Genomic DNA, 22,463 nt, shown 5'->3' with positions numbered 1-22,463 from the left:
CCTGCTTCCTGCTTCCTGCTTCCTGCTTCCTGCTTCCTGCTTCCTGCTTCCTGCTTCCTGCTTCCTGCTTCCTGCTTCCTGCTTATCTCTTTGATGGGAGGCACTGTTCTTCTTTGCGTCGTACAGCCTTGCTCGCAGCCGTTTGGTTTGACCGTTAGAATCTGGCAGCCCTTGCAAGGGGCGGTGCTATTTGCGCGGATTGCGTGGATATTGAGGAGGCATACTTGCTGGATGTGAGGCAGCGCCAGATGAGGGCATTGAGGCCAGTCAGCGGTGGGGCTCGACGTAAGGCCGAGCGTGACTGACGTCAGTGTTTAAATATGTAACAAATAAAATGGGAAGATGCTCAGGCATCTTCCCATTCTGGCGATATGAGGTAGCTGCTTTTGCAGGATCAGCCGTGTTGGCGGCGGTCGTTGGCCTGGGCCAGCAGCATGCGGCTTTCACGCAGGAACTGGTCGGCATGCTCGCCGAAGAAACCGGAGACTTGCGAGAAGGCCTCGATGAAACCGTCCCTGTCCCCCCGCTCCAAGAGCCCCAGCGCTTCGCCGAAGTTTTGGTAGTAGCGGCGGATCATCGCCAGATTCTGCGGTGACGACAAAATGATGTCGGCATAGAGGTGGGGATCCTGAGCAAACAGCCGCCCCACCATGGCGAGCTCCAGCCGGTAGATGGGGGAGCTCAAACTCAGCAGGCGATCCAGATTGGCCTGCTCCCGGGAGAGGTGCCAGCCATAGGCAAAGGTGGCGAAGTGACGCAGTGCCTGAATGAGGGTCATCGCCTCATCGTGGGCCTTGGCTTCCACCTGTTGCAAGCGGGCGCCCCAGATGGTCATCTGATCCAGCAGCCATTGGCTGGCGACGGGGTTACGACCCTGGCAGCAGACGATCACCTGCTTGGCGAGACTCGCCACATCCGGCCCGAACATGGGGTGCAGTCCCAGTACCGGCCCCTGATGTACCGCCAGCATATGTTCGAGCGGCGCCGCTTTTACGCTGGTGACATCCACCAGCAGGCAGTGGGCGGGCAAGTTGCCGAGGCGGTCGATGATCTGGCAGGTGATATCGATGGGCACCGCCACCATCACCAGACCCGCGTCGGCGAGGATCTCGTCAGCGCGTGGCCAGTCGGCTTGCTCCAGCGTCTCGACCCGATAGCCTGAGAGGCTGAACATATGACCGAACAGCCGACCAAGCTGGCCCTGACCACCGATGATGACCACTTTGCCAAGGTCCGGCTTTATGCATTTGAAGCCGGTATCTTTCTCGCTGGCGTAAGATTCGCGCATCACCCGGCGCAGTACGTCTTCGATGAGATCGCCGGGCACTCCCAACTGCTCGGCCTCGGCGCGGCGGCGGGCCAGCATGCTCGCTTCCCGATCCGGTGCATAGATGGGCAGGCCGTAGCGACTCTTTACCTCACCCACTTCTCCCACCAGGGCCAGACGGGCGGCCAGCAGATCGATAAGCTGCTTGTCCACCGCATCTATCTTGTCCCTGAGTACATTCAACTCTTCAGCCATATCCAGTCCCTGCTGGCGCCGCAGCGGCGGCGCCCTGAAATTCAAGATGCAACAAGGTATCACGGCGTGAGCGGCTTGATGCCACCAGCGGTGATACCTCGATTGTTCAATAGGTTACGACAAGATACCACGGCTTACCGCGCAGTTCTGCCCTTGAGAGGGTCAGCCAGCTGGCTGTGGCAGCGGGCCAGCAGGGTGGCGGTGGTGTCCCAGTCGATGCAGGCATCTGTGATGGAGACCCCGTAGCGCATCTGCTCCTTGGGCTGCTCGCTGGACTGGTTGCCCTCGAACAGGTTGGATTCGAGCATCACCCCGATGATGGAGCGGTTGCCCTCCTGGATCTGGTGGATGACGTTGTCGGCCACCTTGGGTTGCAAACGGTGATCCTTGCTGGAGTTGCCGTGGCTGCAATCCACCACAAGGCTCGGCAGCAGGCCCGCTTTCTCCAGCGCCTCTTCCGCCAGCGACACGTTGACCGAGTCGTAGTTGGGATGTTTGCCGCCGCGCAGGATCACGTGGCCATCCGGGTTGCCCTGGGTCTGCAGCAGCGCAACCTGGCCCTGCTGGTTGATCCCCATAAAGGCGTGAGGGGAGGAGGCCGCCTGCAGCGCATTGATGGCGGTCCCCAGGTTGCCGTCGGTGCCGTTCTTGAAGCCGACCGGCATGGAGAGGCCGGACGCCATCTCCCTGTGGGTCTGGGATTCGGTGGTGCGGGCGCCGATAGCCGACCAAGAGAAGAGCTCGGCCAGGTATTGTGGGCTGATGGGGTCGAGCGCTTCGGTGGCCAGCGGCAACTCCAGCTCCGCCAGCCAGCAGAGCAGCTCGCGGGCACGATGAAGCCCCAGCTCCACATCGAAGGTGCCATCCAGATTGGGGTCGTTGATAAAGCCTTTCCAGCCGACTGTGGTGCGCGGCTTCTCAAAGTAGACCCGCATGACAATGTAGAGAGAGTCCTGATAGGCATCATGCAGCGCTTTGAGTCTGGTTGCGTACTCTTTGGCGGCGTCCATATCGTGGATGGAGCAGGGACCACAGATCACCAGCAAGCGGTGATCGCGACGGTGGATGATGTCGGCGATGGTATTGCGGGCCCCTTGCACGAATGCCAGCGCTTTGTCGGAGATGGGTAACTTCTCCTTGAGCTGGGCAGGCGTGATCATCACTTGTTCGGACTGGATATGGATGTTGTTCAGGGGGTCTCTTTGCATGATTTCATTCTCTCTACTGTATTAAGCCAAAAGCGATTGTACCGATATGTTTACGTTGGTACCTGCTTTGTTACGCAACCGCCCTCACCTTACCAAGGAAAAACAAACAATCAAGTGAAACTAGCGGATTTACCGCTAAAAAGTCAGATAAAGGAGCTGCTATATAGTGCGAACAGGAATAATACAGAGAGGTTTTCGGAGGGTTAATGGTTATTTTGTAATTTAATGTTTACAGTTTGAGGCGTAAAGGCTGCATTGTTCAGCTGTTCGAGCACAGTGAATGTCATCTCTGCTGCACAGCTACGCGATGGCAATGATGGTGTGAGGTGGCTATCTGGTCAGCCATAGAAAGAGGGAGCCATGATGGCTCCCTTTGCGGTAGGAAGGGGGATCCCGTCTGGCTGCGGATCAGCGCTTTTGTTTTTCCTGCAGCTCTTTGTTCAGGCGAGTGAGCATCCCCTGGGTGACCAGCACTATGCCCTGCTCGGAGCGGTGGAAGCGACGTCCATCTTCATCGGCGTTTTCACCGATCACCGTGCCTTCCGGCAGTTTGCACCCCTTGTCGATCACCACCCGGCGCAGTCGGCAACCGGCACCAATCTCCACACCCGGGAAGATAACGGCCTGATCCAGAGTGCAAAAGGAGTCGACCCGCACATTGGTAAAGAGCACCGAACTCAGGATGAAAGAGCCACTGACGATGGTGCCCCCGGCAAACATGGAGTTGATGGTCATGCCGTGCTGGCCGTTTCGGTCCTGCACGAACTTGGCGGGAGGAGTCATGTTCTGACTGGTCCAGATGGGCCAGTCCTGATCGTAGATATCGAGCTCCGGCGTGACGGAAGCGAGATCCATATTGGCCTCCCAGAAGGAGTCCACGGTGCCCACATCGCGCCAGTAGGGGCGGCGATCCGGACAGCAGCCGACACAGGACATGCCAAACGGGTGAGCGAATGCGGTGCCCTCTTTCACCACGCGGGGGATCACGTCCATGCCGAAATCGTGATGGGACTGCTCGTTGGCAATGTCCTCTTCCAGCAGCTGATAGAGATACTCCGCATCGAAGATATAGACGCCCATTGAGGCCAGCGCGGTGTCGGCCTTGCCCGGCATGGCGGGCGGGTTAGCAGGCTTTTCGACGAAGGCATTGATCTTGCGATCATCATCCACCGCCATTACACCGAAGGCGCTTGCTTCACTGCGTGGCACCTCGATGCAGGCAACGGTCACCTTGGCGCCCATATTGACGTGGTCGAGCAGCATGGCGGCGTAATCCATCTTGTAGATGTGATCGCCTGCCAGCACCACCACATATTTGGGGGCGTGATCGCGGATGATATCCAGATTCTGGTAGACCGCATCGGCGGTACCCCGATACCAGTTCACCTCATCCACCCGCTGCTGGGCAGGGAGCAGATCGATAAACTCGTTCATCTGGTAGCGCAGGAAAGACCAGCCCGATTGGAGATGGCGCAACAGGCTGTGGGATTTGTACTGGGTCACGACACCTACCCGACGAATGCCGGAGTTGATGCAGTTGGAGAGCACGAAATCGATGATGCGGAATTTGCCGCCGAAATGAACGGCAGGTTTTGCACGGTTGTCGGTTAACTGTTTGAGGCGACTACCCCGCCCTCCTGCGAGTACCAAAGCCATGGTCTCGTTCAGCAACTGTCTGGATTTTGCTGTATTGGCAGGTTGTAACAACATCTCATATCCCTTTGTAGATAAATCACTACAATGTTGCCTCCTTTGAGCCCTCAAGAAAGTGCTTTCAGTCACATTTTATGGTTTCTGACGTAATAAAATGACCTTTTTGTTATTAAAAATGACGGGTTGATCCGTCATTGCTTTCAATATGGTCAGTTGTCAATTGAAGCGAGCCGAGCAAAAAAAGGGGCGGCGAGAGACCGAGAGGAGGGATGGAAAAAGCCCCTGCCAATGGTTGGCAGGGGCACGGTTCGTTGAGACTCGGTAAGCCGGGCCTGGTTAACAAGGTTCAGGCTGCGTTGGCCAGTGGCTCCTCGCTCTTCTTCTGGTAGGCCTGCGGGGTGAGCCCAAGCAGCTCCTGCACGGTCGAGGCGACGGTAATGGAGGAGACGGTGCCCACCAGGATCCCGGCAAACAGGGTGAAGGAGAAGCCGTAGAGGGCGTCACCGCCAAACAGCAACAATGCGCCCACGGTAAACAGGGTGGTGCCCGAAGTGATCATGGTGCGACTGAAGGTCGCCTTGATGGCCACATCGGAGCATTCGTGGATGCCCATCTGGGTACGCGAGCTCAGCAGATCCCGCAACCTGTCCGAGATGACGATGCTGTCGTTGAGGGAGTAGCCGATCACCGCCATCAAACCGGCGATGATGTTCAGATCGAATTCGATCTGAAAGAGTGACAGCAGCCCCAGCGCCACGATGGCGTCATGGACCACCGAGAGCAGGATGCCGATGGCCTGACGCCACTCGAAGCGAAACGCCAGATAGGCCGACATCGCCAGCGAAGCGACCAGCACGGCCAGCATCCCCTGCTGGAACAGTTCGGCACCCACCTGAGGGCCGACGATGGTGGTGCGCAGCAACTCGACCGGCATCCCCAGCTGTTGGGTCAGCATGGTGGCGAGATCCGCCGCGGGCCAGGGCAGTTCGTGGGGGGGCAGCTTGATCAGCCACTCGCCGGGAATACCGGCCGAGCTGAGCTCAACGGCCCCCGCCAGCGGGGAGACCAGCATGGCATTGAGCTCATGGGCCTCTTTCAGGGTCTGGATATGAAACTCCAGCAGGATCCCGCCGGTAAAATCGAGCCCCAGTGTCAGGCCGTTCACCAGCAAGATGGCGACGCTGGCCACGGTCAGCAGGATAGAAGCCCACAGGCCAATATAACGCCAACGGGTCAGCCCCATGGCAACGATCATTCTCAACATAATTTTCTCCTTGGCCAGCCAGCATCTGGCTGTTGGCCCATCACGACGTGTCGCGACACGCCGGGAAATAGTGTTCTGCTTTGGCCGCCCCGGCCATATCCATGGCCGATGGCGCAACCAAAGCCGCTCATCAGAGGGACGGCTGTCCCGTTACACCTTCAGCGTGCGCTCGCTGCTGCGTCCCCACAGGGGATTGATGATGGCGCGCGTCCCCCAGATCCCGGTGATCATGCTGGAGAGCAGACCCAGAATAAGGGTGATGGAGAAGCCCTGCAGCGGCCCGGAGCCGATGGAGTAGAGCACCACAGCACAGATGAGCGTAGTGATGTTGGCATCGAAAATGGTGTGGAAGGCCGAGCGATAGCCAAAATCGATGGCGTTGGCCAGTGAGCCTCCTTCTCGCAGACGGTCCCTGATCCGCTCGAAGATCAGCACATGGGTATCCACCGCCATACCCACCGTCAGCACCAGACCGGCGATCCCCGGCAGGGTCAGCACGGCGCCCGGCAGCACTGCCAGCATGCCGACCTGCATCAACAGGTTGGCGACCAGCGCCGTGATGGCAACCCAACCGAATTTGCGGTACCAGGCCATCATGAACAGCATCATGCCCGCCATGCCGAAGGCCAGCGCGGTGAAGCCCGCCTCGATATTCTGCATCCCCAGCGTCGGGCCAATACTGCGTTCTTCCAGGATCTTGAGAGGGGCGGTGAGGGCGCCGGCACGCAGCAGCATTGCCAGCTCTTGCGCCTCCGGCAGACTGCCAATGCCGGTGATGCGGAACTGGTTGCCAAGGGCGGTCTGGATGGTGGCGACGTTGATCACCTCGCTCTGGGCGCGTAGTTTGCCCTGAGCGTTGGTCTTGTACTCGGTGAAGACGGTTGCCATCGGCTTGCCCACATGCTGGCGGCTGAATTGGTTCATCTTGCTGCCACCCAGGGTGTCGAGCACGATATTGACCTGGGGTTGACCCATTTCGCCCATGTTGGCGCGGGCATCGACGATGTGCTCGCCGGTGAGTACCGGCTTGCGTGCCATGCCTACGGCCTGACCGTTGCGATCGGCGATATAGAAGTGGCTGTCGGCTTTGGCCTCGTAGAAGGCCAGCGAGGCGGTGGCCCCGATCACCTCTTTCGCCTGCTTGGGGTTGTGCACCCCAGGCAGTTCGATACGGATGCCATCTTGGCCCTGACGCACCACTGAGGCCTCGACGATGCCGAGTTCGTTGATCCGTTTTTTCAGGATCGACAGGTTCTGGGTCACGGCGTTGTTGACCAGCAGGGTACGCTCCGCCTCGCTCAGCACCAGTTTCAGATCATTGCCGGAGCGGGTCAGCTTCCACTGATCCTGACGGGTACCGGCACTCTCCTTGATGATGGCGAGCCAGCTCTCCTGTTCGGCGACCTCCGGCAGGGTGACGGCTACGGCGCCCTGTGCGCTGCGCGTGACGTTGGCGCCACGCAGGTTGGCTTCACGGAAGCGGGTGCGCAGGGTATCCACCAAATTCTTGGTCTGATTGTCGATGACAAAGTCCACGTCCACCCCAATCAGCAGTTGGGAGCCGCCACGCAGATCCAGCCCCAGCTTGATGGGGTCGGCGCCGAGGCGGGTGATCCAGGTCGGCGCGTTGGAGTGAAATTCCAGGGTCAGGGCGGCACTGTCGACCCCTTGCTGTTCCAGCAACTGCTTGGCGCGCTGCTGATCGCCCTGACTGGCAAAGACCAGCTCGACCCGCTCAGGTTGCTCAATGACCTTGACCGGGGTCAGGTGTTTGTCGCTCAGCAGCATCTGCTGCTGGGTGGTCAGGCGCTGCTGTCCGTGCAGACCAAGAGAGGGCTGCTCGCCAAAGAAGGTGGGCAGCGAATAGAAGGTAAAGGTCAACAGCATCAACAGCAGCAGTGCGTACTGCCACTTGCTCATGCGGTTGAGAACGGTGCGATTGCTCTTTCTCATGGCAAACAAGCCTCTGTCAGGAGAATGGTGCCCGGGCCGATAGCAACAAGGCTCGGCAAGGCGCAAAAAATGGGATGCATCAGATGCGGATCAGGCAGTTGCCGGATCCGTCAGGAAGAGGAGATGAGCAAACAGTGGATGTGCCAGCCCCTCCGGGGTCAGGCGCTCAGATAGCTCTGGGTGAAGCGGTATTGCAGATGTTGGCGCTGTAGATGGCGCCGGTGGATCGCGCCAAAGCGATCGCGAAAACTCTGTTTGTGATAGAGCTCGGGGGCCAGCATCAGCCAGCCGAGCAGCAACAGCAGGATGGCCTGGGCCGACCAGCTCTGGATCAGCTCGTAGACCACACTCTTGGGCTGGTTGTCACTGCGCAGGGATTGTTCGAGACGCAGCAGGTGATTCTGATGGCTGCCGACAAACTTGATGATGTCATCATCGCTGTCGCTAAGCTGATTGAACACCTGAGTCTGCTGCTGTTCACTCTGGGGAGATGCGGGTAGCAGCGGGCCTTCCATTCGGGCGATGGAACAAAGCAGGGTGAGGGCGATAACCAGAGTTACCAGCACCAGTTTTACTTTGTCGATAAGGCGCAAAAGTTAATTCCCGATAAATAGGAAGGGCAAACTACCATAAGCGCCCGGTTTGAACAAGGTTGCTCGGGTGTGCGGCACCATTCGGCGCCGTTTGTCAGCTGCCGCTCATCTGCTTGAAGTCGCGGGCGTAGCCCTTGAGCAGGGAGTAGAGATGGGCCCGCTGGGAGATATCCAGCGACTGGCTCATGGCGCTCAGCCAGTTGACGGTACGCTGGCGCGACTGTTCGGTATAGCCGGTAAAGCGGCCATCCATCAGCCCATCCCCCTCGGCCAGCAGGTCAGTCAGCTCGCGGGTAAAGTCGGGACTCTGGCGCTGCTTCATCAGCCTGTCCAGCTCCTGGGTCCAGGACTCCTGAAACTCGAGCCAGGGGGGCATCAGCTCGTATTGCCATTCGGCCCACTGGGCCACCAGTGGTGCCTGTGCCGGTTTCACCTCGCCAATCCAGAACTCGAGCCGCTTGTTCATCTTGTCGCGAAACTCTGCCAGCATCTGCTCTTTGGGCTCAGTGGCAAAGTCCTTTTGCCGCTCCTGTTGCCGCTTGACCCGATCGGTCATAAAGCGGGCCACCTGCTCATCGGTCAGGGTGCGCGCCAGCCTGACCGCGCGGGGGATAGTGTTTTCCAGCGTGCGGGTCAGGCTCTGCTGCACCGCATCCAGGTTGGTCGAGATCTGCTCCGGCGTCATGGGGCTGGCCACCGCCTTGGCCAGTGCATCGAGATCCCTGGAGTAGCGCGGCAGCTCGTGTTGGCGATGCCAGGCCATCAGCCCCTTCACTTCGCGGCTGAGCAGATCCTTCTGCGAATAGGAGAGGGCAAAGTAGTCATCCAGCTGCCAGATGATGGCGGTATCGAGCCAGTAGTAGATCACCCGGGTGGAGCAGCCGGTCAGCAGCAGGCCGATCAGCAGCAGACCCCAGGTTTTCGGCTTGTGCCAGCGCACCTTGTTTATCATCTGTTACTCCAGTCGTTGCCGGTTGATGGCGATCAGGGTGTCATAGTCGAGTGAGGGCTGTTGCTCTGCCATCAGCAGGGACCAGAGCAGGCCGATATAGTCGACCCAGGGTAAAAATGCCTCGCTCTGAAAATCGGGCCACTGGTGGCGCGGCACGGCCTGCAGATAGTGTGCTTCCAGCTCGTCGCGCCGCTCGGCGGGCCACTCATGGGTGCGCTGGATGCTGGCGAGCTCAAAGCCGGGGTGACCTGCCGCGCCATACTCCCAGTCTATGACCCAGGGTTTGCTTCCCAACAAGTTAGCCGGATTGAGATCATGGTGGCAAGGGCGCCAGCAATCATTTGGCTCACTGCTGGCGAGCAAGCCCCGCTCCAGGGCGGGCAGCCAGGAGGGAATGTGGGCCAGTCGGGCGCGATAGCTCGCGGCGTGGGCTCGCACCGCCATCACCACCGCAGGCAGCGGCAGGCGATGGAGCTTGCGCAGCACCTCAGCCAGCAGGCGGGGCTGATCGACTTCCGGTGGCGCCGCGTGTACCCAGTTTGGCTCATCGCACCATTCGAGCAGCATCAGACCGCTGGCGGGATCGCCATAGTGGCAAGACAGTGCCAACCCTTCGCCCATCGCGCCCTGATAAAGCTGCCACTCGGTGGGACGGTCGATGCCAAGGCGCACCGGGTCGGAGTGGCCCTGACGCAAAAAGTAACTGCGCCCCGAGGGGAGGCGCAGTCGATAGTTGCAGTTGGTCAGGCCTAACCCGAGTGGTTCCAGCTGCCCCTCCCGCCAGGGGGCGGGCAGGCAGGCCAGTAGCGGATCACGGTTGCCTGTCTGCGGGAGCCTGTTACCAGCCAAAGGTGGATTTCTTCGCCTGTTTGCGGATCTCTTTCTGATCGGCCCACAGCAGTTCGCCGTTTTGCAGATCCATCAGGTTCATGGTCATCTGGTAGTAGACATCCTTCACCTTGCCATTGTCCTTGACGATGCTGGCGAGGTTGCCATAGACCATGTAGCGGGCACCGCTCTGCTTGCCAAGCCGCACCATGGAGGCAGGATCCACCATGCCGCTGCTCTGCTGGTATTCGAGCTGCTGCTTGACGGCGGCCACCTTGCTCATGTCGACGAAGCGGAACTTGCCGGCCCGCAGCAACTTGGTGCGGATGGTATCGGTGATGGCTTCGGTATCGATGTGCTCGGAGGTCTTGTTGCGGATAGAGTCCATAAACATCACCGGACGACCGCCTGCGGTGATCTCGCTGGTGGCAGGGGAGGCGAGCATGGAGTCCGCCATCTTGTCGGCGATGGCCTGCAGGTCGCTTGAGCCGTAATCGACGGTGACGGTTTCGGTTTCAGTGGGATCGCCATAGCTGACAGTGGTGCTGGAGCAGCCGCCCAAGAGCAATGCAGAGGTCAATATCAGCAGGGCATGATTCATTTTCATCAGTTGGATTCCTCAATCACTTCGCGTACGTAAATCCGGTAACCCTGCGCCGCCGGGCTGGGTGCCAGGGCCGAGAGGGTGCGGGTCTGATAGCCATGCAGCTTGATGGGGGTCCAGCCGCGGCCATCGCTGGCGACCTCCTGACCGGCCTCATCATACCAATAGAAGATATATTGCAGCTTGTTATCGCCGCGCTGGGTGCTGGCGGCGGCCACATTGACCTGCAGCAGGCCATTTTGCTGGCGGCGGCTCAGCTCGGTCAGGGTGACGTTGACGTTTTGATGCTGCTCTGCCACTGGTGCACCGCCCGCCGGGCCATAGAGCGCCACGCCGGAGGTGTTGGTGGCGCAGCCGGTCAGCAGCAGCGCGAGCCCGAGGGCCAACCCGTATGCTTTCATCTTGCTCTCCTTAATCGGGGTGAGTGGGGCCGCGAGTGTGCCTGCCCGGTTAATTGTCTTGCTCATCTCTCTTCGCCGTCTGCTCAGAGCGGCATCACCCGGGTGGTCAGATCAGCGCCGAGGCGCTGTACCCAGACCAGGGTGATGCGTCCCTTGTGGATGGTGAGCGGCAATTGCCGCTGGGCTGCCCCCGCGCCCAGGGTGAGATTGATGTCACCTGCCGGCACCATCCCCTGCCAGCTCGATGCCTGAGCTGGCAGCGTCAGCCAGCTGCGGGTATCGGCTCGTTCCGAGAGAGTGTTGAAGATCCCCACCAGAATATTGCCCACATCCCCTCCCTCTTTGGCGGCGGTGCGGCGCATCTGCTCCTTGGCCACCAGTCGCAGCGCCTGGCGGGTCAGCATACCGGGCAGCCGCTCTTGCAGATCTTTGGCAGCTAGTGCTTCCAGCCTGACCAGCTCGCTGGTCTGCTCGACCCGCTTGCCGACTTCCACTGTCAGCGGGCCGGTGTCGCTGGCCCGATTATCGTAATAGGGGATGGCGACGGTAAAGGTGCGAAAATCGCCGCGGGAGGTGGAGATGGGCAGAGGCAGGAACAGTTCGCGCCGTGCCGGGATCAAACCATCTTCAAACAGCACCACCAATTGGCCCTGATTTTTAGCTGGCAATGGCGCTTTGCGGCCTATCTTTTTCTCTGTCTCGCGGATCTCGTCCGGTGAGCCACGCAGCCGCGCCAGACGCAGCAAGGCATCTTGCAGGCTGCGGTTGTCCGGCGCTATCTGGTAGCCGCGTTGATAGTCGACCCAGGCGTCGTTGAGATCCCCGGCCGCCTCATAGAGCACGGCAGAAAAGTAGAAGGTGTAGGCGTTCTGAAAACCGTTTTTGACCTTGCCGATCAACCGGTCGAGATCCGGTGCGCCGCGCGACATCAGCTGGCGCATCTCGCCTTCTGCTTCGGCCTCTTCGCTCTCATCCTTCGCCTTGCGCACCTCATCGGCTCGCCGTTTCAGGGCCTGCTCCTGCACCTGATTGGCCCGGCGCACCTCCACCAGGGCGCCATCGGCATCACCCCGTTGCAGGTAGTTGAGGGCCAGATAGTGGTGCAGCATGGTGCGTTCGTAATCGGGAGTGAGATAGGCCATCGACTGGTCGTTGGTGAGCAGACTGCCCACCTGATCCAGACCGTGGCTCAGCCGGTATTCGGCCTGATTGTCTTCCCACTGAAGGCGGCTGTCGGCGGCAGCGAACGCCTGCTTGCTGCCCGCATCCTGACCGGCGAGCCAGGCAATGCGCCCCTGTTCGAGCCGATCCAGCACAAAGGTGTCATCCCCAAGGGTGGAGTCACGCACCTCGGGCAGCGCCTCGGCGGCATGGCCCAGCAGCAGCTGGTTGCGCAGGGGCACCATCTGATCGGAATAGGAGACGAACATATCCTGCCAGCGGGAGGCGCAGCCTCCCAGCAACAGCAGGGCGCCGCAGAGCAACAGGGCGCTGCGGCAGGTTGAGGCGTGGCGATTCATTACAGGCTGAGCAGCGGTCCCAGCGGCTGGCCACCGACCAGATGCATGTGGATGTGGTAGACCTCCTGCCCGCCGTGGCGGTTGCAGTTCATGATGAGGCGGTAGCCATCTTCGGCGATGCCAGCCTCGGCGGCCAGTTTGCGGGCCACGGTGAACATCCGGCCAAGGGCCAGTTCATGTTCGGCTTCCACGTCATTGACGGTGGGGATCAGCACATTGGGGATGATCAGAATATGGGTTTTGGCCTTGGGCTGGATATCCCGGAATGCGGTGACCAGATCGTCTTGATAAAGGATGTCGGCGGGGATCTCTTTACGGATGATTTTGCTGAAAATGGTTTCTTGCGCCATGGCTAACTCCCTTATATGAAACAGAAAATTGAACTAGAACCCCAAGCGGCTCCCGAAAGGGGGGCGAGCAGCACGCCAAGTGTGACACAAGCCGACATTTGACACAGCTGATGTCCCATTCCCTTCAGTTATTGTTAAAAATACCGATAGCCAGAGGGACGTCATCTGCAGCGCCTGTTCAGGGTGGTCTGCAGGGTATCAAAAGGACGGGGTACTCAGGCAAGGGACTTTTGCATATACAGCGGGACAATAATGAAACAAACAATGTCGGATCTCTCCATCTTGCAGCGAGTCTACCTTGGCTTCGCGATCCTGGTGGCCGTGATGGTGGCCAGTTCACTGCTCACATTTCGTAGCCAGGAGACTCTGGGGAACGCGCTGGAGCAGGTTACCCAGCAGTCGATGCCGCTGGTAATTGCCAGCAGTCAGACCCAGATCACCCTGCTCAGCGCCAACAAGTGGCTGGGGGATGTGCTCACCGAGCAGGATCCCAAACAGCTGCCGGCCGAAGTGGCCGAACTGAAACAGGCCAAGGCCGCGGTAGGCAAAAGTCTTGACGCCTTGCGCCAGCAGGTCGCCCACCACCCCGAGCTGCAAGGGGAGATGAGCACGCTCAGCCAGCAGGTCGACAGCTACCTGCAACTGACCGACACCCTACCCGGCGAACACGAGGCACTGCTTACCCGGCTGCACAAGGTCAATCTGGCCAAGGGGCAGTTTCAGGTCAGTCTGCCCCAGTTCAAGAAGAGTCTGGGGGACATGATGGTCACCATCGACGACAGCTTTATCAAGATGCTCTCCGAGACCCTGACCACCAAGCTCTCCGCCATCGAACTCTCTACCATGGATGCCCTCAATCAGAGTATTCCCGCGCCCATTGAAGCCGCGCTCAAGCGCAACAGGATGCAGATTGAAGGGTTCAACAGCACCATCAAGGATCTGCAGGGGGAGCTCAAGGATTTCGATAACAACATGGGTCACTACGTCCATGGTTTCGTGCGCGATACGACCGCAAGCGAAGGCGTGCTCTCCCAGTATTTGGCGCTGATGAAGCAGCAGGAACAGATGCGGGAGAAGAGCAAGCAGGCCAGCGCGCTCATCGTGGCAATTCAGGATCGGCTTGAGCGGATCACTGCTCAGAGCCAGCAACTGATGAACCAGAGTATTCAGCATGCCAAAGCCGCACAGAGCCAGAGCACCCTGACTCAGGGCGCCAGCATAGCGGTTGCCATCCTGATCGCCATGCTGGTGGCTTATACCCTGGGCAAGGCCATTCGCCGTCCGCTCAGGGAGCTGCTGCGGGTGCTGACCGAAGTGACCCAGGGCGACATGACCCAGCGCATCGGTTTTCGCAGCAAGAACGAATTCGGCCAGCTGGGCAGCCAGATCAACTTGCTGATTGCCCAGATGGGGGAGGTGCTGGCGCAGCTTTCACAGGCGTCCGCCCAGCTTAACGATGCTGCTCACGGCAACCGCCATACCACCGAATCAGTGCGGGCGGATCTGGAGAAACAGCGGCAGGAGACCGCCTCGGTCGCCGCCGCTATGACCCAGATGGAGGCCTCGGTGCGGGAGGTGGCGCAGGCGGCCAACCAGACCCTGGAGCGGGTGCAGGATGTGGAGAAGGCCTCCGAGATGGGGCGTAAGGTGATGGCAGGCAATATCACCACCACTCATCAGCTGGCGGGCAAGCTGCAACAGACTGGCAAGGTGATTGGTGATGTGAGCAGCATGAGCAGCCAGATCGGCAACATCCTCGATGTCATTCGCGGCATCGCCGAGCAGACCAACCTGCTGGCCCTCAATGCGGCCATCGAAGCGGCGCGGGCCGGCGAGCAGGGGCGCGGTTTTGCGGTGGTGGCCGATGAGGTGCGCAGTCTGGCGGGTCGTACCGCCCAGTCCACCAGCGAGATCCAGACCATGATCGAGAACCTGCAGCAGGGGGTTGCCAAGGCAGTGACAGTAATGCAGGAGTGTTCTCGCGAGATGGACAGCTGCGTCGAGCAGAGCTCTCACGCCAACAACGCCATGGAGGAGGTGCAGGGGATTGTGGTGCTGATCAGCGACATGTCGAGCCAGATCGCCTCTGCTGCCGAGCAGCAGCAGGCCACCAGCGCCGACATCGCCACCAATCTCAACCGCATCTCCGATATCTCGGATCTCAACTATCAGGGGATTGAGCGGGTAGCCGAGACCAGCCAGCAGCTGGACTCCCTCGCCGAGCAGCAGGAGAGCCTGGTCAAGCGCTTCCGCCTCAGCGCCTGATGGTCGAGAGTTGAAACAACAAGGCCCCGCAGATGCGGGGCCTTCTCTTTATTGCTGCAGCGACAAGGGGATCAGGCGTAGGCAATCGCACCCTTGCCGACCCCTTCATAGGCGACAATCTTGACGAACTTGTCGCCCACTATATTCTTCACTTCGCGAGCAATGTAGCAGGCCAGCAGCTCGACCGTGGTGTCGGTGTCGATCATCTCCACCTCGGCGGTGGGGATGGCCAGCTGGAACAGCCCTTGCGGCGCCATATATTTGAAGCCGCAGTGATGCCCGCCAAGCTGGGCATTGGCGCGAGGGCTCAAAGCGAGCTCGGTCAGCGCCACCTTGTCCTCCTCGGTGCCGAGGTAGATATCGCCCCAGCGCGCGGCCCAGTTGAGCTCAAGCTCCTGGTCGCGCTCGCCATCGATGTGGATCTCGATGGGAGAGCGGTGGCCGTGGGCGATGCGCTGGCAGTTGCCATCGTGCTTTTTCAGGCCGTGGCTGTAGTGGTAGAAGGCACCGGTGATCGCCTCCTGACGCAGGGTCAGCGACAGATCCTTGATGTTGCCCGGCAGCCGTTTGGCCAGCACCGCCAGCAGGTAGCGGGTCACCGACTCTTTATCAACTTGCGGGGCAGGGATAAAGGCAAAGCCCTGGGATGGGCAGCGCAGATGGATGGAGCGACCCGGGCGCAGCAGATCCACTGTGCTTTCGTCACCATCCAGTGTCTCGACGTGGATCAGCGGGCACTCGGTCGGCACCAGCAGCTTGTGGTCCACCTCTTCATCAATGATCGACTTGATCAGCTTCTTTACCCGGCCAAAGTCCAGCAGCATGCTCATTTCGTTGAGCTCACCGCTCATTTCGATATCTACCAGCCAGCTCTCACCCACCATGCCGCGGCGTTCGCACAGGTAGCTGGAGTCGATCACGGTCAAATCTCTTACAAATAACTTCATCAGTCAGGCCTTGCTACAGAGAAAGGGCAGTTTTGCGCTATTATGACCCGCGATTATCGGCAAAGGAACTGGAACCCCCCATGAACAAACTGCTTATCAAGAATGCCACCTTGGTCAACGAAGGCCGCATCTATGCCTCCGATGTGTTGATCGAGGGGGAACGGATTGCCCGCATCGCCCCGGATATCGAGGCGCCCGATGCGCTGGTTATCGATGCCGCAGGTCGCCATCTCATCCCCGGAATGATCGATGATCAGGTCCACTTCCGGGAGCCGGGATTGACCCACAAGGGGACTATCGCCAGCGAATCCCGCGCCGCCGTCGCCGGTGGCACCACCAGTTTCATGGAAATGCCCAACGTCAATCCCCAGACCACCACCCTCGACGCCCTCGAAGCCAAATACCAGATCGCCGCCAACTCCTCCGTCGCCAACTACAGCTTCTATCTCGGCGCCACCAACGACAACCTCGAAGAGATCAAGCGTCTCGACCCCAAGCAGTCCTGCGGGGTCAAGGTGTTTATGGGCTCTTCGACCGGCAACATGCTGGTGGACAATCAGGAGACCCTGGCGGCCATCTTCCGCGAAAGTCCGGTGATGATCGTCACCCACTGCGAAGACACCCCGACCATCGCCAAGGCGGAAGAGGCGGCGCGGGCCAAGTGGGGCGAGAATGTGCCGATGGTCGAGCACGGCCGCATTCGCAGTGACGAGGCGTGCTACAAATCCTCCAGCATGGCGGTGGCGCTGGCGAAAAAATACGGTGCCAAGCTGCACGTGCTGCATCTGACCTCGGCCAAGGAGCTGTCGCTGTTTACCGCCAGCCACGACCTGAGCGAGCTGAAGGACAAGAACATCACCGCCGAGGTGTGCGTTCACCACCTCTTCTTCAATGATGCCGATTACGAGACCCAGGGCAGCCTGATCAAGTGCAACCCTGCGGTGAAGAGTGCTGCCGACCAGCAGGCACTGCTGGATGCGGTACGCAACGACGTGCTCGACATCATCGCCACCGACCACGCGCCCCACACCTGGGAAGAGAAGCAGAACAGCTACTTCAAGGCGCCGTCCGGTGTGCCGCTGGTGCAGCACTCTTTGCAGGCGCTGCTGGAGCTCTACCACAACGGCGTGTTTACCCTGGAGACCATCGTCAAGAAGACCTCCCACGCGGTAGCCGAGCGCTTCCAGGTGCAGGATCGCGGTTATATCCGCGAGGGGTATTTCGCCGATCTGGTGCTGCTGGATCTGGGCAAGCCCTATGTGGTCAACGATGACAACATCCTCTACCACTGTGGCTGGTCGCCCTTCAACGGCTACCGCTTCCACAGCACGGTGGAGATGACGCTGGTGAACGGCCAGATCGCCTGGCAAAACGGGCAGGTGACTGACCAGATCCTGGGCAAGCGGCTGACCTTTAACCGCTGATTGTTCGCAAAGCAGGCGAACGCACTGTGGCCGAGGAATTGGCGGCGTTTCCCTGTTGACATGGCTAGGTCATCTCCATAAACTCTGCCCCCGTCAGCCGAGCTGACTCCGTCGGTGTGTAGCGCAGCCAGGTAGCGCATCTGCATGGGGTGTAGAGGGTCGGAGGTTCGAATCCTCTCACACCGACCAAATTCCCCGATAAAGGCCTTGTCAAACGACAAGGCCTTTTCTTTTGCCTGCGATTTGCCGCACAGGCGTGAAGCCAGTGGTGATGCACGCGGGTCGCTGTTGGCGTGAGTCGATTGTGCAGCCACCGCGCTTTATGGTGTAGTAACGACTCTGTTGCTCATTTGCCTGGCGAGGCCTCTCGTGTCTGCATCCGTATCTAAACCCTGTTGTCTGCTGATGCTCACCCTGCTGCTGGTGGGCTGCGCCACCCCTTACGAGAGTGAAAAGTCATTCTGGAACGGCCAGACCGGTTTCTCCCAGACCCGGCTTGGCCCGGACAAATGGCAGCTGGAGTTTGTCGGCAACGATCTGGTGGACAGGGAGACCGCCCGCAAATATGTGCTCAAGCGGGCAGGGGAGCTGGCACAGGCAGAGGGTTACTCCTGGCTCAAGGTCGATGAGCTGCTCATTAACCGCGATGCCGTCAGGGTGACCCCATCACGGCCGATCTTCGGCTTTGACGAGGATGAGCCTGATCTCTTTATGGCCCAGATGCAGGTGCAGCATACCATCTCGGCGCTGCTCACTTTTCGCCTGTTGCCACGGGCACTCGATGAGCGAACTCTGAATGCGAAATATCTCGCAGAAATCAAAATAAGCAGCGATTAATATTGGTGGTTTGCAAGATCCATATCACATACACCTAATGGCAGGATAAAATTCTGGATAAAGCCTCTAGATTTACCCCCTGCTTTTAGGCATTCTCCCAGCATACCAGCCGCCAGGAATCAACGGCTCGGATCACAAAAACGGACTGTAGTGGCTCCCACGCCACTGTTTACGGCTTGCACCAATCAAAACCGGGACTCCCCCATGAAAATGAATAAACTGACGGTCGCCATCCTCATCTCCATGATGTTTGGCATCCTCACCGGCCAGGGCTATCGCATGTTTGCCGCAGATCAGGCTGCGGATTTTGCCAATAACATCACGATCCTGACCGATATCTTCCTGCGACTGATCAAGATGATCATCGCACCCCTGGTCTTCACCACCCTGGTGGTCGGTATCGCCAAGATGGGCGACACCCGCACCGTGGGGCGTATCGGTGCCAAGACCCTCGGCTGGTTTATGCTGGCCTCCCTGATGTCCCTGAGCCTGGGTCTGGTGATGGTGACCCTGATGCAGCCGGGTGTGGGGCTTTCGCTCTCCCTGCCCAATGACACCGCCAGCTCGGGCATTGCTGCCGGTGCCATTACCCTGAAAGATTTCGTGACCCACGCCATCCCCAAAAGCGTGGTAGAGGCAATGGCCACCAACGAGATCCTGCAGATTGTGGTGTTCTCCCTCTTCTTCGGTCTGGCCGCCGCTGCGCTCGGCGATCTGGCCAAGCCGGTGGTGGTGCTGATGGCCAGCGCTGCCGAGATCATGCTGAAAGTGACCGGTTACGTGATGAACTTTGCGCCGTTCGCGGTATTTGGCGCCATCGCCGCCATGGTGGCCAAAGAGGGGCTGGGTATTCTGGTCACTTACGGCAGCTTTATGGCCCAGTTCTATATCGCGCTGGTCTGCCTCTGGCTGCTGCTGATCGCCATGGGCAGCGTCTTCCTGCGTGGTCGCGTCATCAAGCTGCTGGCGATGATCCGCGAGCCCATCCTGCTTGCCTTCTCGACTGCCAGCTCCGAAGCGGCCTATCCGAAGACCCTGGATCGTCTGGAGAAGTTCGGTTGTGACAAGCGCATCGCCAGCTTCGTGCTGCCTATGGGTTACTCCTTCAACCTCGACGGCTCCATGATGTACTGCACCTTCGCGGTGATGTTCATCGCCCAGGCGTATGGTATCGAGCTCTCCATGGCCCAGCAGATTACCATGCTGCTGCTGTTGATGGTCACCTCCAAGGGGATGGCCGGGGTACCGCGCGCCTCTCTGGTGGTGATTGCCGCTACCCTGAACCAGTTCCATATTCCGGAAGCGGGCATCTTGCTGCTGCTGGGGATCGACCACTTCCTCGACATGGGCCGTTCAGCCACCAACGTGCTGGGTAACGCCATCGCCGCCAGCGTGGTCGCCAAGACCGAAGACAGTCTGGGTGAAACCGTCGCGCTGGGCGAGAGTGAGCCAGCCAAAGCCTGATCACAAAGCCATGAAAAATAAACAACAACGGCCCGCCAATGCGGGCCGTTGTTGTTTATGGCTCGTCTACACTGCTAGATAGTTTCCATCTGGAGTGTACGGTTATGAATATTGCTCGTCGACTGCAACTGATAGCGCTGCTGGTGATACTGACGCTCATTTTTCTCAGTTGGTTCAGTATCAATCGCCTTGGGGCAGGCAACCGTGATTTGAGCTACGTGACGGACAATACGGTGCCCAGTATTTCGCTGATTAAGGAAGTGCAGGCCGATTTCTATGAATTGCACTCGCTGGTACAAACACATGTGCTCAATACCGACTCAAGCAGGATGCAGCAGATTGAAACGGGTATCACCGAGATACGGGGACAAATCAATTCGCTGCTCGACAAATATAAGGCAGAGATGCTCTCCAATGACGAAGATCGGCGCCTGACCGACGATGATCAGCGCATTGTCGCGCAATATTATCAGGAGATAGACAAGGTTCTGCAGCTCTCCCGCCAAAACAAGAATGATGAAGCCAGAGACATGCTGGCGGGAGAGGCATACGGATTGTTCCAGCAGTTTGCCAAGGCCATCGAACTTCACGTCAACTTCAATATGGATTTGGGACTGGCGCTCAAGAAGCAGGGTCAGGAGAACTACGACAACAGCCTGCAAACCCTGTTGTTGATCGCCGGTGGTGCCACCGTGCTGACGATGGGGCTGTTTGTCTGGTTGTTCAATCAGGTGGCCAATCCCCTTCGCACCGCCATGGATACCCTGACCCGGATCCAGCGTGACCTCAACTTTACCCTCAGAGCGGATGTGAAACAGCAGGATGAGATTGGCCTGACCCTCAATGCGGTCAACCGGCTGCTCGATACACTGCAACAGACATTTACCGAATTTTCCGTTGGCAGCTTGCAGATCAAGAGCACCGCCGAATCCCTCTCTCAGGCAGCGCAGCACCTGGCCAGCTCGGCTAATCAGGCCAATGATGCCACCAGTCTGATAGCCGCCGGTGTGGAAGAGATGACGGTCAGCATCACAGATATCTCCCAGCGCACTCAGGAGACGAGCCGCATCACCAACGAGTCGGGGCAACTGGCGACCGAGGGAGGCCGGACCATCGAGCGCACCGTTCATGCCATCAACGAGATCGCCGACTCCATTCGGCAGGCCTCGGCCGAGGTCATTGCGCTGGGTGAGGGCATTTCGCGCATTGGCGGTGTGGTCAACGTGATCCGTGATGTGGCAGGGCAGACCAATTTGCTGGCCTTGAACGCGGCCATTGAAGCGGCGAGGGCCGGAGAGTCCGGCCGAGGCTTTGCGGTGGTGGCGGATGAGGTGCGCAAACTGGCAGAGCGCACAGCCCAATCCACCCAGGAGATCTCCGCCACGGTAGAGGCGATCCAGCAGGAGTCGAACAATACGGTCTCTCGCATGCATCTGGTGGAGGAGAAGGTGAGTCAGGGGGTCACCATGGCGACCGAGAGTGGCGCCATTATTGCCGAGATCCGCAGTGCGTCGCACCGGGTGATGGATCAGGTGGGCGAGATCACCAATGCCATCCGCGAGCAGAGCTCTGCCGCCGAGTCGATCGCTCATCAGGTAGAGCAGATTGCTCAGGTCGTGCAGCAAACCAGCAGCACAGCGGAAGAGACCTCAGCCGCCGCCGAGGAGCTCAATGTCACCACAGAGAGCATCCACCAGCAGATATCCCGCTACCGCATTCAGTAACGCCGACGGTTGTTATCCATCTGCTATCCCCGCCAGCTGGCGGGGATTTTTTTATATGGCTTGCTTAGAAGCCTGAGCCCGGTTGCTGCAAAAATGCCGCCTCTTCCGGTGTGCTGGTGCGACCGAGTATGTCGTTGCGGTGGGGGAAGCGGCCAAAGCGTTCGATGATCACCTGATGGCGGCGGGCAAAGTCGGCAAAGCCCGCGAAGGTTGCCTGCGCCGGTGTGCCAGCCTGCTCGGCAGTGAGTGCCTCGAACAGCGCCACACTTCTGGCCTGCTGTTCGCGGGATTCAGCATGTTCCAGCGGCAGATAGAAGAAGACCCGCTCCAGTGGTGAGAGGGATTTAGATAGCCCTTTCAAGCAGAGATCCCTGGCCAGCGGATCCTGGGCAAAGGCCGCAGGCGTGCCGCGATGGATATTGCGGGGCAGCTGGTCGAGCAGCAGGATCAGCGCCAGCCGACCGCTGGGAGTATCGGCCCAGTGGGCGAGACTGCCCTTGGCTGCGGCCTCTGCCAGCTCGCCAAAGCGGCTGGCCAGCAGGGCATCCGTTTCGCTGCTTTTTCCCCACCAGAGCGGGGCTTGCCGTGTGGCCCGCAGGACATCATCGGCCTCGTCGCCAAACCAGAAATCGATCAGAGGTTGCCAGGGTTGCATGGGAACTCCTTGATGTGATTCAGAGGGAACCAGGAACAAATGGCTCAGGGGTGCTGCCGAAACGGCGGCTTCTCGTTACACTGTGCCATCTTTTGCCCGAAAGACGTAACCCCCCGATGGCGAGCGCCGGATTCTTGTCTCGGCCGATGATGGCCTGCCATCGCCATGAGGTGGCGCTGATGACCAAGGGCGTGATGAACAAACGCGAGACATTTTTCGGGTAGACGTTTCTCACTGATATAAGGGATCTTTGATATGGCTGGAACCAGTTTGTTGGCCCTGCTCGACGATATCGCCAG

General features: G+C 59.4%; 19 protein-coding genes and 1 tRNA gene. 6 read left to right on the top strand and 14 right to left on the bottom strand.

Annotated features, from left to right (window positions below):
• Positions 1-394: 394 nt before the first annotated feature.
• The 12 genes from tyrA to hinT form a co-directional block, all read right to left on the bottom strand.
• Positions 395-1,522, bottom strand: a complete 1,128-nt coding sequence (gene tyrA, locus G5154_RS20930) for a bifunctional chorismate mutase/prephenate dehydrogenase (RefSeq protein ID WP_421251210.1) — start codon at positions 1,520-1,522, stop codon at positions 395-397.
• Between the two features lie 134 nt (positions 1,523-1,656).
• Entirely contained in the window at positions 1,657-2,730 is a 1,074-nt protein-coding gene (locus G5154_RS20925) for a 3-deoxy-7-phosphoheptulonate synthase (RefSeq protein ID WP_421243971.1), read from the bottom strand.
• 408 nt (positions 2,731-3,138) lie between these two features.
• Positions 3,139-4,440, bottom strand: coding sequence for a glucose-1-phosphate adenylyltransferase (glgC, locus tag G5154_RS20920; protein WP_421263987.1), 1,302 nt, complete (start codon positions 4,438-4,440; stop codon positions 3,139-3,141).
• Between the two features lie 289 nt (positions 4,441-4,729).
• The gene (gene secF, locus G5154_RS20915; protein WP_005334046.1) at positions 4,730-5,647 is read right to left on the bottom strand and encodes a protein translocase subunit SecF; all 918 of its coding nucleotides are present in this window, start codon (positions 5,645-5,647) and stop codon (positions 4,730-4,732) included.
• 150 nt (positions 5,648-5,797) lie between these two features.
• Positions 5,798-7,600, bottom strand: a complete 1,803-nt coding sequence (gene secD, locus G5154_RS20910) for a protein translocase subunit SecD (RefSeq protein WP_204478936.1) — start codon at positions 7,598-7,600, stop codon at positions 5,798-5,800.
• Positions 7,601-7,758: 158 nt separating this feature from the next.
• Entirely contained in the window at positions 7,759-8,193 is a 435-nt protein-coding gene (locus G5154_RS20905; protein ID WP_204478938.1) for a hypothetical protein, read from the bottom strand.
• 94 nt (positions 8,194-8,287) lie between these two features.
• The gene (locus G5154_RS20900; protein ID WP_421251209.1) at positions 8,288-9,145 is read right to left on the bottom strand and encodes a DUF6279 family lipoprotein; all 858 of its coding nucleotides are present in this window, start codon (positions 9,143-9,145) and stop codon (positions 8,288-8,290) included.
• Between the two features lie 3 nt (positions 9,146-9,148).
• Complete coding sequence (locus G5154_RS20895; protein ID WP_421251208.1) at positions 9,149-9,994, bottom strand: phosphotransferase; 846 nt, start codon at positions 9,992-9,994, stop codon at positions 9,149-9,151.
• A complete protein-coding gene (gene lpoB / locus G5154_RS20890; RefSeq protein ID WP_421251207.1) occupies positions 9,984-10,580 on the bottom strand; it encodes a penicillin-binding protein activator LpoB in 597 nt (198 codons plus the stop codon). The genes G5154_RS20895 and lpoB overlap by 11 nt, the downstream gene beginning before the upstream one ends.
• Positions 10,580-10,978: a YcfL family protein gene (locus tag G5154_RS20885; RefSeq protein ID WP_224969800.1), complete on the bottom strand. Its 399-nt coding sequence runs from the start codon at positions 10,976-10,978 to the stop codon at positions 10,580-10,582. Before G5154_RS20885 ends, lpoB begins: the two co-directional genes overlap by 1 nt.
• 83 nt (positions 10,979-11,061) lie before the next feature.
• The gene (locus G5154_RS20880) at positions 11,062-12,498 is read right to left on the bottom strand and encodes a COG3014 family protein (RefSeq protein ID WP_421251206.1); all 1,437 of its coding nucleotides are present in this window, start codon (positions 12,496-12,498) and stop codon (positions 11,062-11,064) included.
• Complete coding sequence (gene hinT / locus G5154_RS20875) at positions 12,498-12,848, bottom strand: purine nucleoside phosphoramidase (RefSeq protein WP_005334033.1); 351 nt, start codon at positions 12,846-12,848, stop codon at positions 12,498-12,500. Before hinT ends, G5154_RS20880 begins: the two co-directional genes overlap by 1 nt.
• A 252-nt stretch (positions 12,849-13,100) precedes the next feature.
• Here hinT and G5154_RS20870 point away from each other — a divergent pair, with 252 nt between their 5' ends.
• Complete coding sequence (locus tag G5154_RS20870) at positions 13,101-15,113, top strand: methyl-accepting chemotaxis protein (RefSeq protein ID WP_005344641.1); 2,013 nt, start codon at positions 13,101-13,103, stop codon at positions 15,111-15,113.
• 71 nt (positions 15,114-15,184) lie between these two features.
• On the opposite strand, the gene G5154_RS20865 is transcribed toward G5154_RS20870, so the two are convergent.
• Positions 15,185-16,060 (bottom strand): 6-pyruvoyl trahydropterin synthase family protein, encoded by an 876-nt coding sequence (locus tag G5154_RS20865; RefSeq protein ID WP_421251205.1) that lies wholly within the window; start codon positions 16,058-16,060, stop codon positions 15,185-15,187.
• Between the two features lie 80 nt (positions 16,061-16,140).
• Here G5154_RS20865 and G5154_RS20860 point away from each other — a divergent pair, with 80 nt between their 5' ends.
• From G5154_RS20860 to G5154_RS20840, 5 genes are all read left to right on the top strand, one after another.
• Positions 16,141-17,484, top strand: a complete 1,344-nt coding sequence (locus G5154_RS20860; protein ID WP_421251204.1) for a dihydroorotase — start codon at positions 16,141-16,143, stop codon at positions 17,482-17,484.
• 112 nt (positions 17,485-17,596) lie between these two features.
• Positions 17,597-17,673 (top strand) — tRNA-Pro (locus G5154_RS20855).
• Between the two features lie 216 nt (positions 17,674-17,889).
• The gene (locus G5154_RS20850) at positions 17,890-18,321 is read left to right on the top strand and encodes a CC0125/CC1285 family lipoprotein (protein WP_421251243.1); all 432 of its coding nucleotides are present in this window, start codon (positions 17,890-17,892) and stop codon (positions 18,319-18,321) included.
• 204 nt (positions 18,322-18,525) lie between these two features.
• Positions 18,526-19,785, top strand: a complete 1,260-nt coding sequence (locus G5154_RS20845) for a dicarboxylate/amino acid:cation symporter (protein ID WP_201941453.1) — start codon at positions 18,526-18,528, stop codon at positions 19,783-19,785.
• Positions 19,786-19,889: 104 nt separating this feature from the next.
• A complete protein-coding gene (locus G5154_RS20840; protein WP_270817025.1) occupies positions 19,890-21,509 on the top strand; it encodes a methyl-accepting chemotaxis protein in 1,620 nt (539 codons plus the stop codon).
• Between the two features lie 64 nt (positions 21,510-21,573).
• Here G5154_RS20840 and G5154_RS20835 read toward each other — a convergent pair whose 3' ends face one another.
• A complete protein-coding gene (locus G5154_RS20835) occupies positions 21,574-22,164 on the bottom strand; it encodes a DUF924 family protein (protein WP_421251203.1) in 591 nt (196 codons plus the stop codon).
• Positions 22,165-22,463: the final 299 nt, after the last annotated feature.

Source organism: Aeromonas sp. 600527 (assembly GCF_049175415.1).
Taxonomy (GTDB): domain Bacteria; phylum Pseudomonadota; class Gammaproteobacteria; order Enterobacterales; family Aeromonadaceae; genus Aeromonas; species Aeromonas veronii_A.
This window is presented reverse-complemented; position numbering and strand designations above follow the sequence as displayed.

Excerpts from the sequence above, each read along its gene's own strand:
- tyrA (WP_421251210.1), bottom strand. The coding sequence starts at position 1,522 with ATGGCTGAAGAGTTGAATGTACTCAGGGACAAGATAGATGCGGTGGAC.
- G5154_RS20925 (WP_421243971.1), bottom strand. The coding sequence starts at position 2,730 with ATGCAAAGAGACCCCCTGAACAACATCCATATCCAGTCCGAACAAGTG.
- glgC (WP_421263987.1), bottom strand. The coding sequence starts at position 4,440 with ATGTTGTTACAACCTGCCAATACAGCAAAATCCAGACAGTTGCTGAAC.
- secF (WP_005334046.1), bottom strand. The coding sequence starts at position 5,647 with ATGTTGAGAATGATCGTTGCCATGGGGCTGACCCGTTGGCGTTATATT.
- secD (WP_204478936.1), bottom strand. The coding sequence starts at position 7,600 with ATGAGAAAGAGCAATCGCACCGTTCTCAACCGCATGAGCAAGTGGCAG.
- G5154_RS20900 (WP_421251209.1), bottom strand. The coding sequence starts at position 9,145 with ATGATAAACAAGGTGCGCTGGCACAAGCCGAAAACCTGGGGTCTGCTG.
- lpoB (WP_421251207.1), bottom strand. The coding sequence starts at position 10,580 with ATGAAAATGAATCATGCCCTGCTGATATTGACCTCTGCATTGCTCTTG.
- G5154_RS20885 (WP_224969800.1), bottom strand. The coding sequence starts at position 10,978 with ATGAAAGCATACGGGTTGGCCCTCGGGCTCGCGCTGCTGCTGACCGGC.
- G5154_RS20880 (WP_421251206.1), bottom strand. The coding sequence starts at position 12,498 with ATGAATCGCCACGCCTCAACCTGCCGCAGCGCCCTGTTGCTCTGCGGC.
- hinT (WP_005334033.1), bottom strand. The coding sequence starts at position 12,848 with ATGGCGCAAGAAACCATTTTCAGCAAAATCATCCGTAAAGAGATCCCC.
- G5154_RS20870 (WP_005344641.1), top strand. The coding sequence starts at position 13,101 with ATGAAACAAACAATGTCGGATCTCTCCATCTTGCAGCGAGTCTACCTT.
- G5154_RS20865 (WP_421251205.1), bottom strand. The coding sequence starts at position 16,060 with ATGAAGTTATTTGTAAGAGATTTGACCGTGATCGACTCCAGCTACCTG.
- G5154_RS20860 (WP_421251204.1), top strand. The coding sequence starts at position 16,141 with ATGAACAAACTGCTTATCAAGAATGCCACCTTGGTCAACGAAGGCCGC.
- G5154_RS20850 (WP_421251243.1), top strand. The coding sequence starts at position 17,890 with ATGCTCACCCTGCTGCTGGTGGGCTGCGCCACCCCTTACGAGAGTGAA.
- G5154_RS20845 (WP_201941453.1), top strand. The coding sequence starts at position 18,526 with ATGAAAATGAATAAACTGACGGTCGCCATCCTCATCTCCATGATGTTT.
- G5154_RS20840 (WP_270817025.1), top strand. The coding sequence starts at position 19,890 with ATGAATATTGCTCGTCGACTGCAACTGATAGCGCTGCTGGTGATACTG.
- G5154_RS20835 (WP_421251203.1), bottom strand. The coding sequence starts at position 22,164 with ATGCAACCCTGGCAACCTCTGATCGATTTCTGGTTTGGCGACGAGGCC.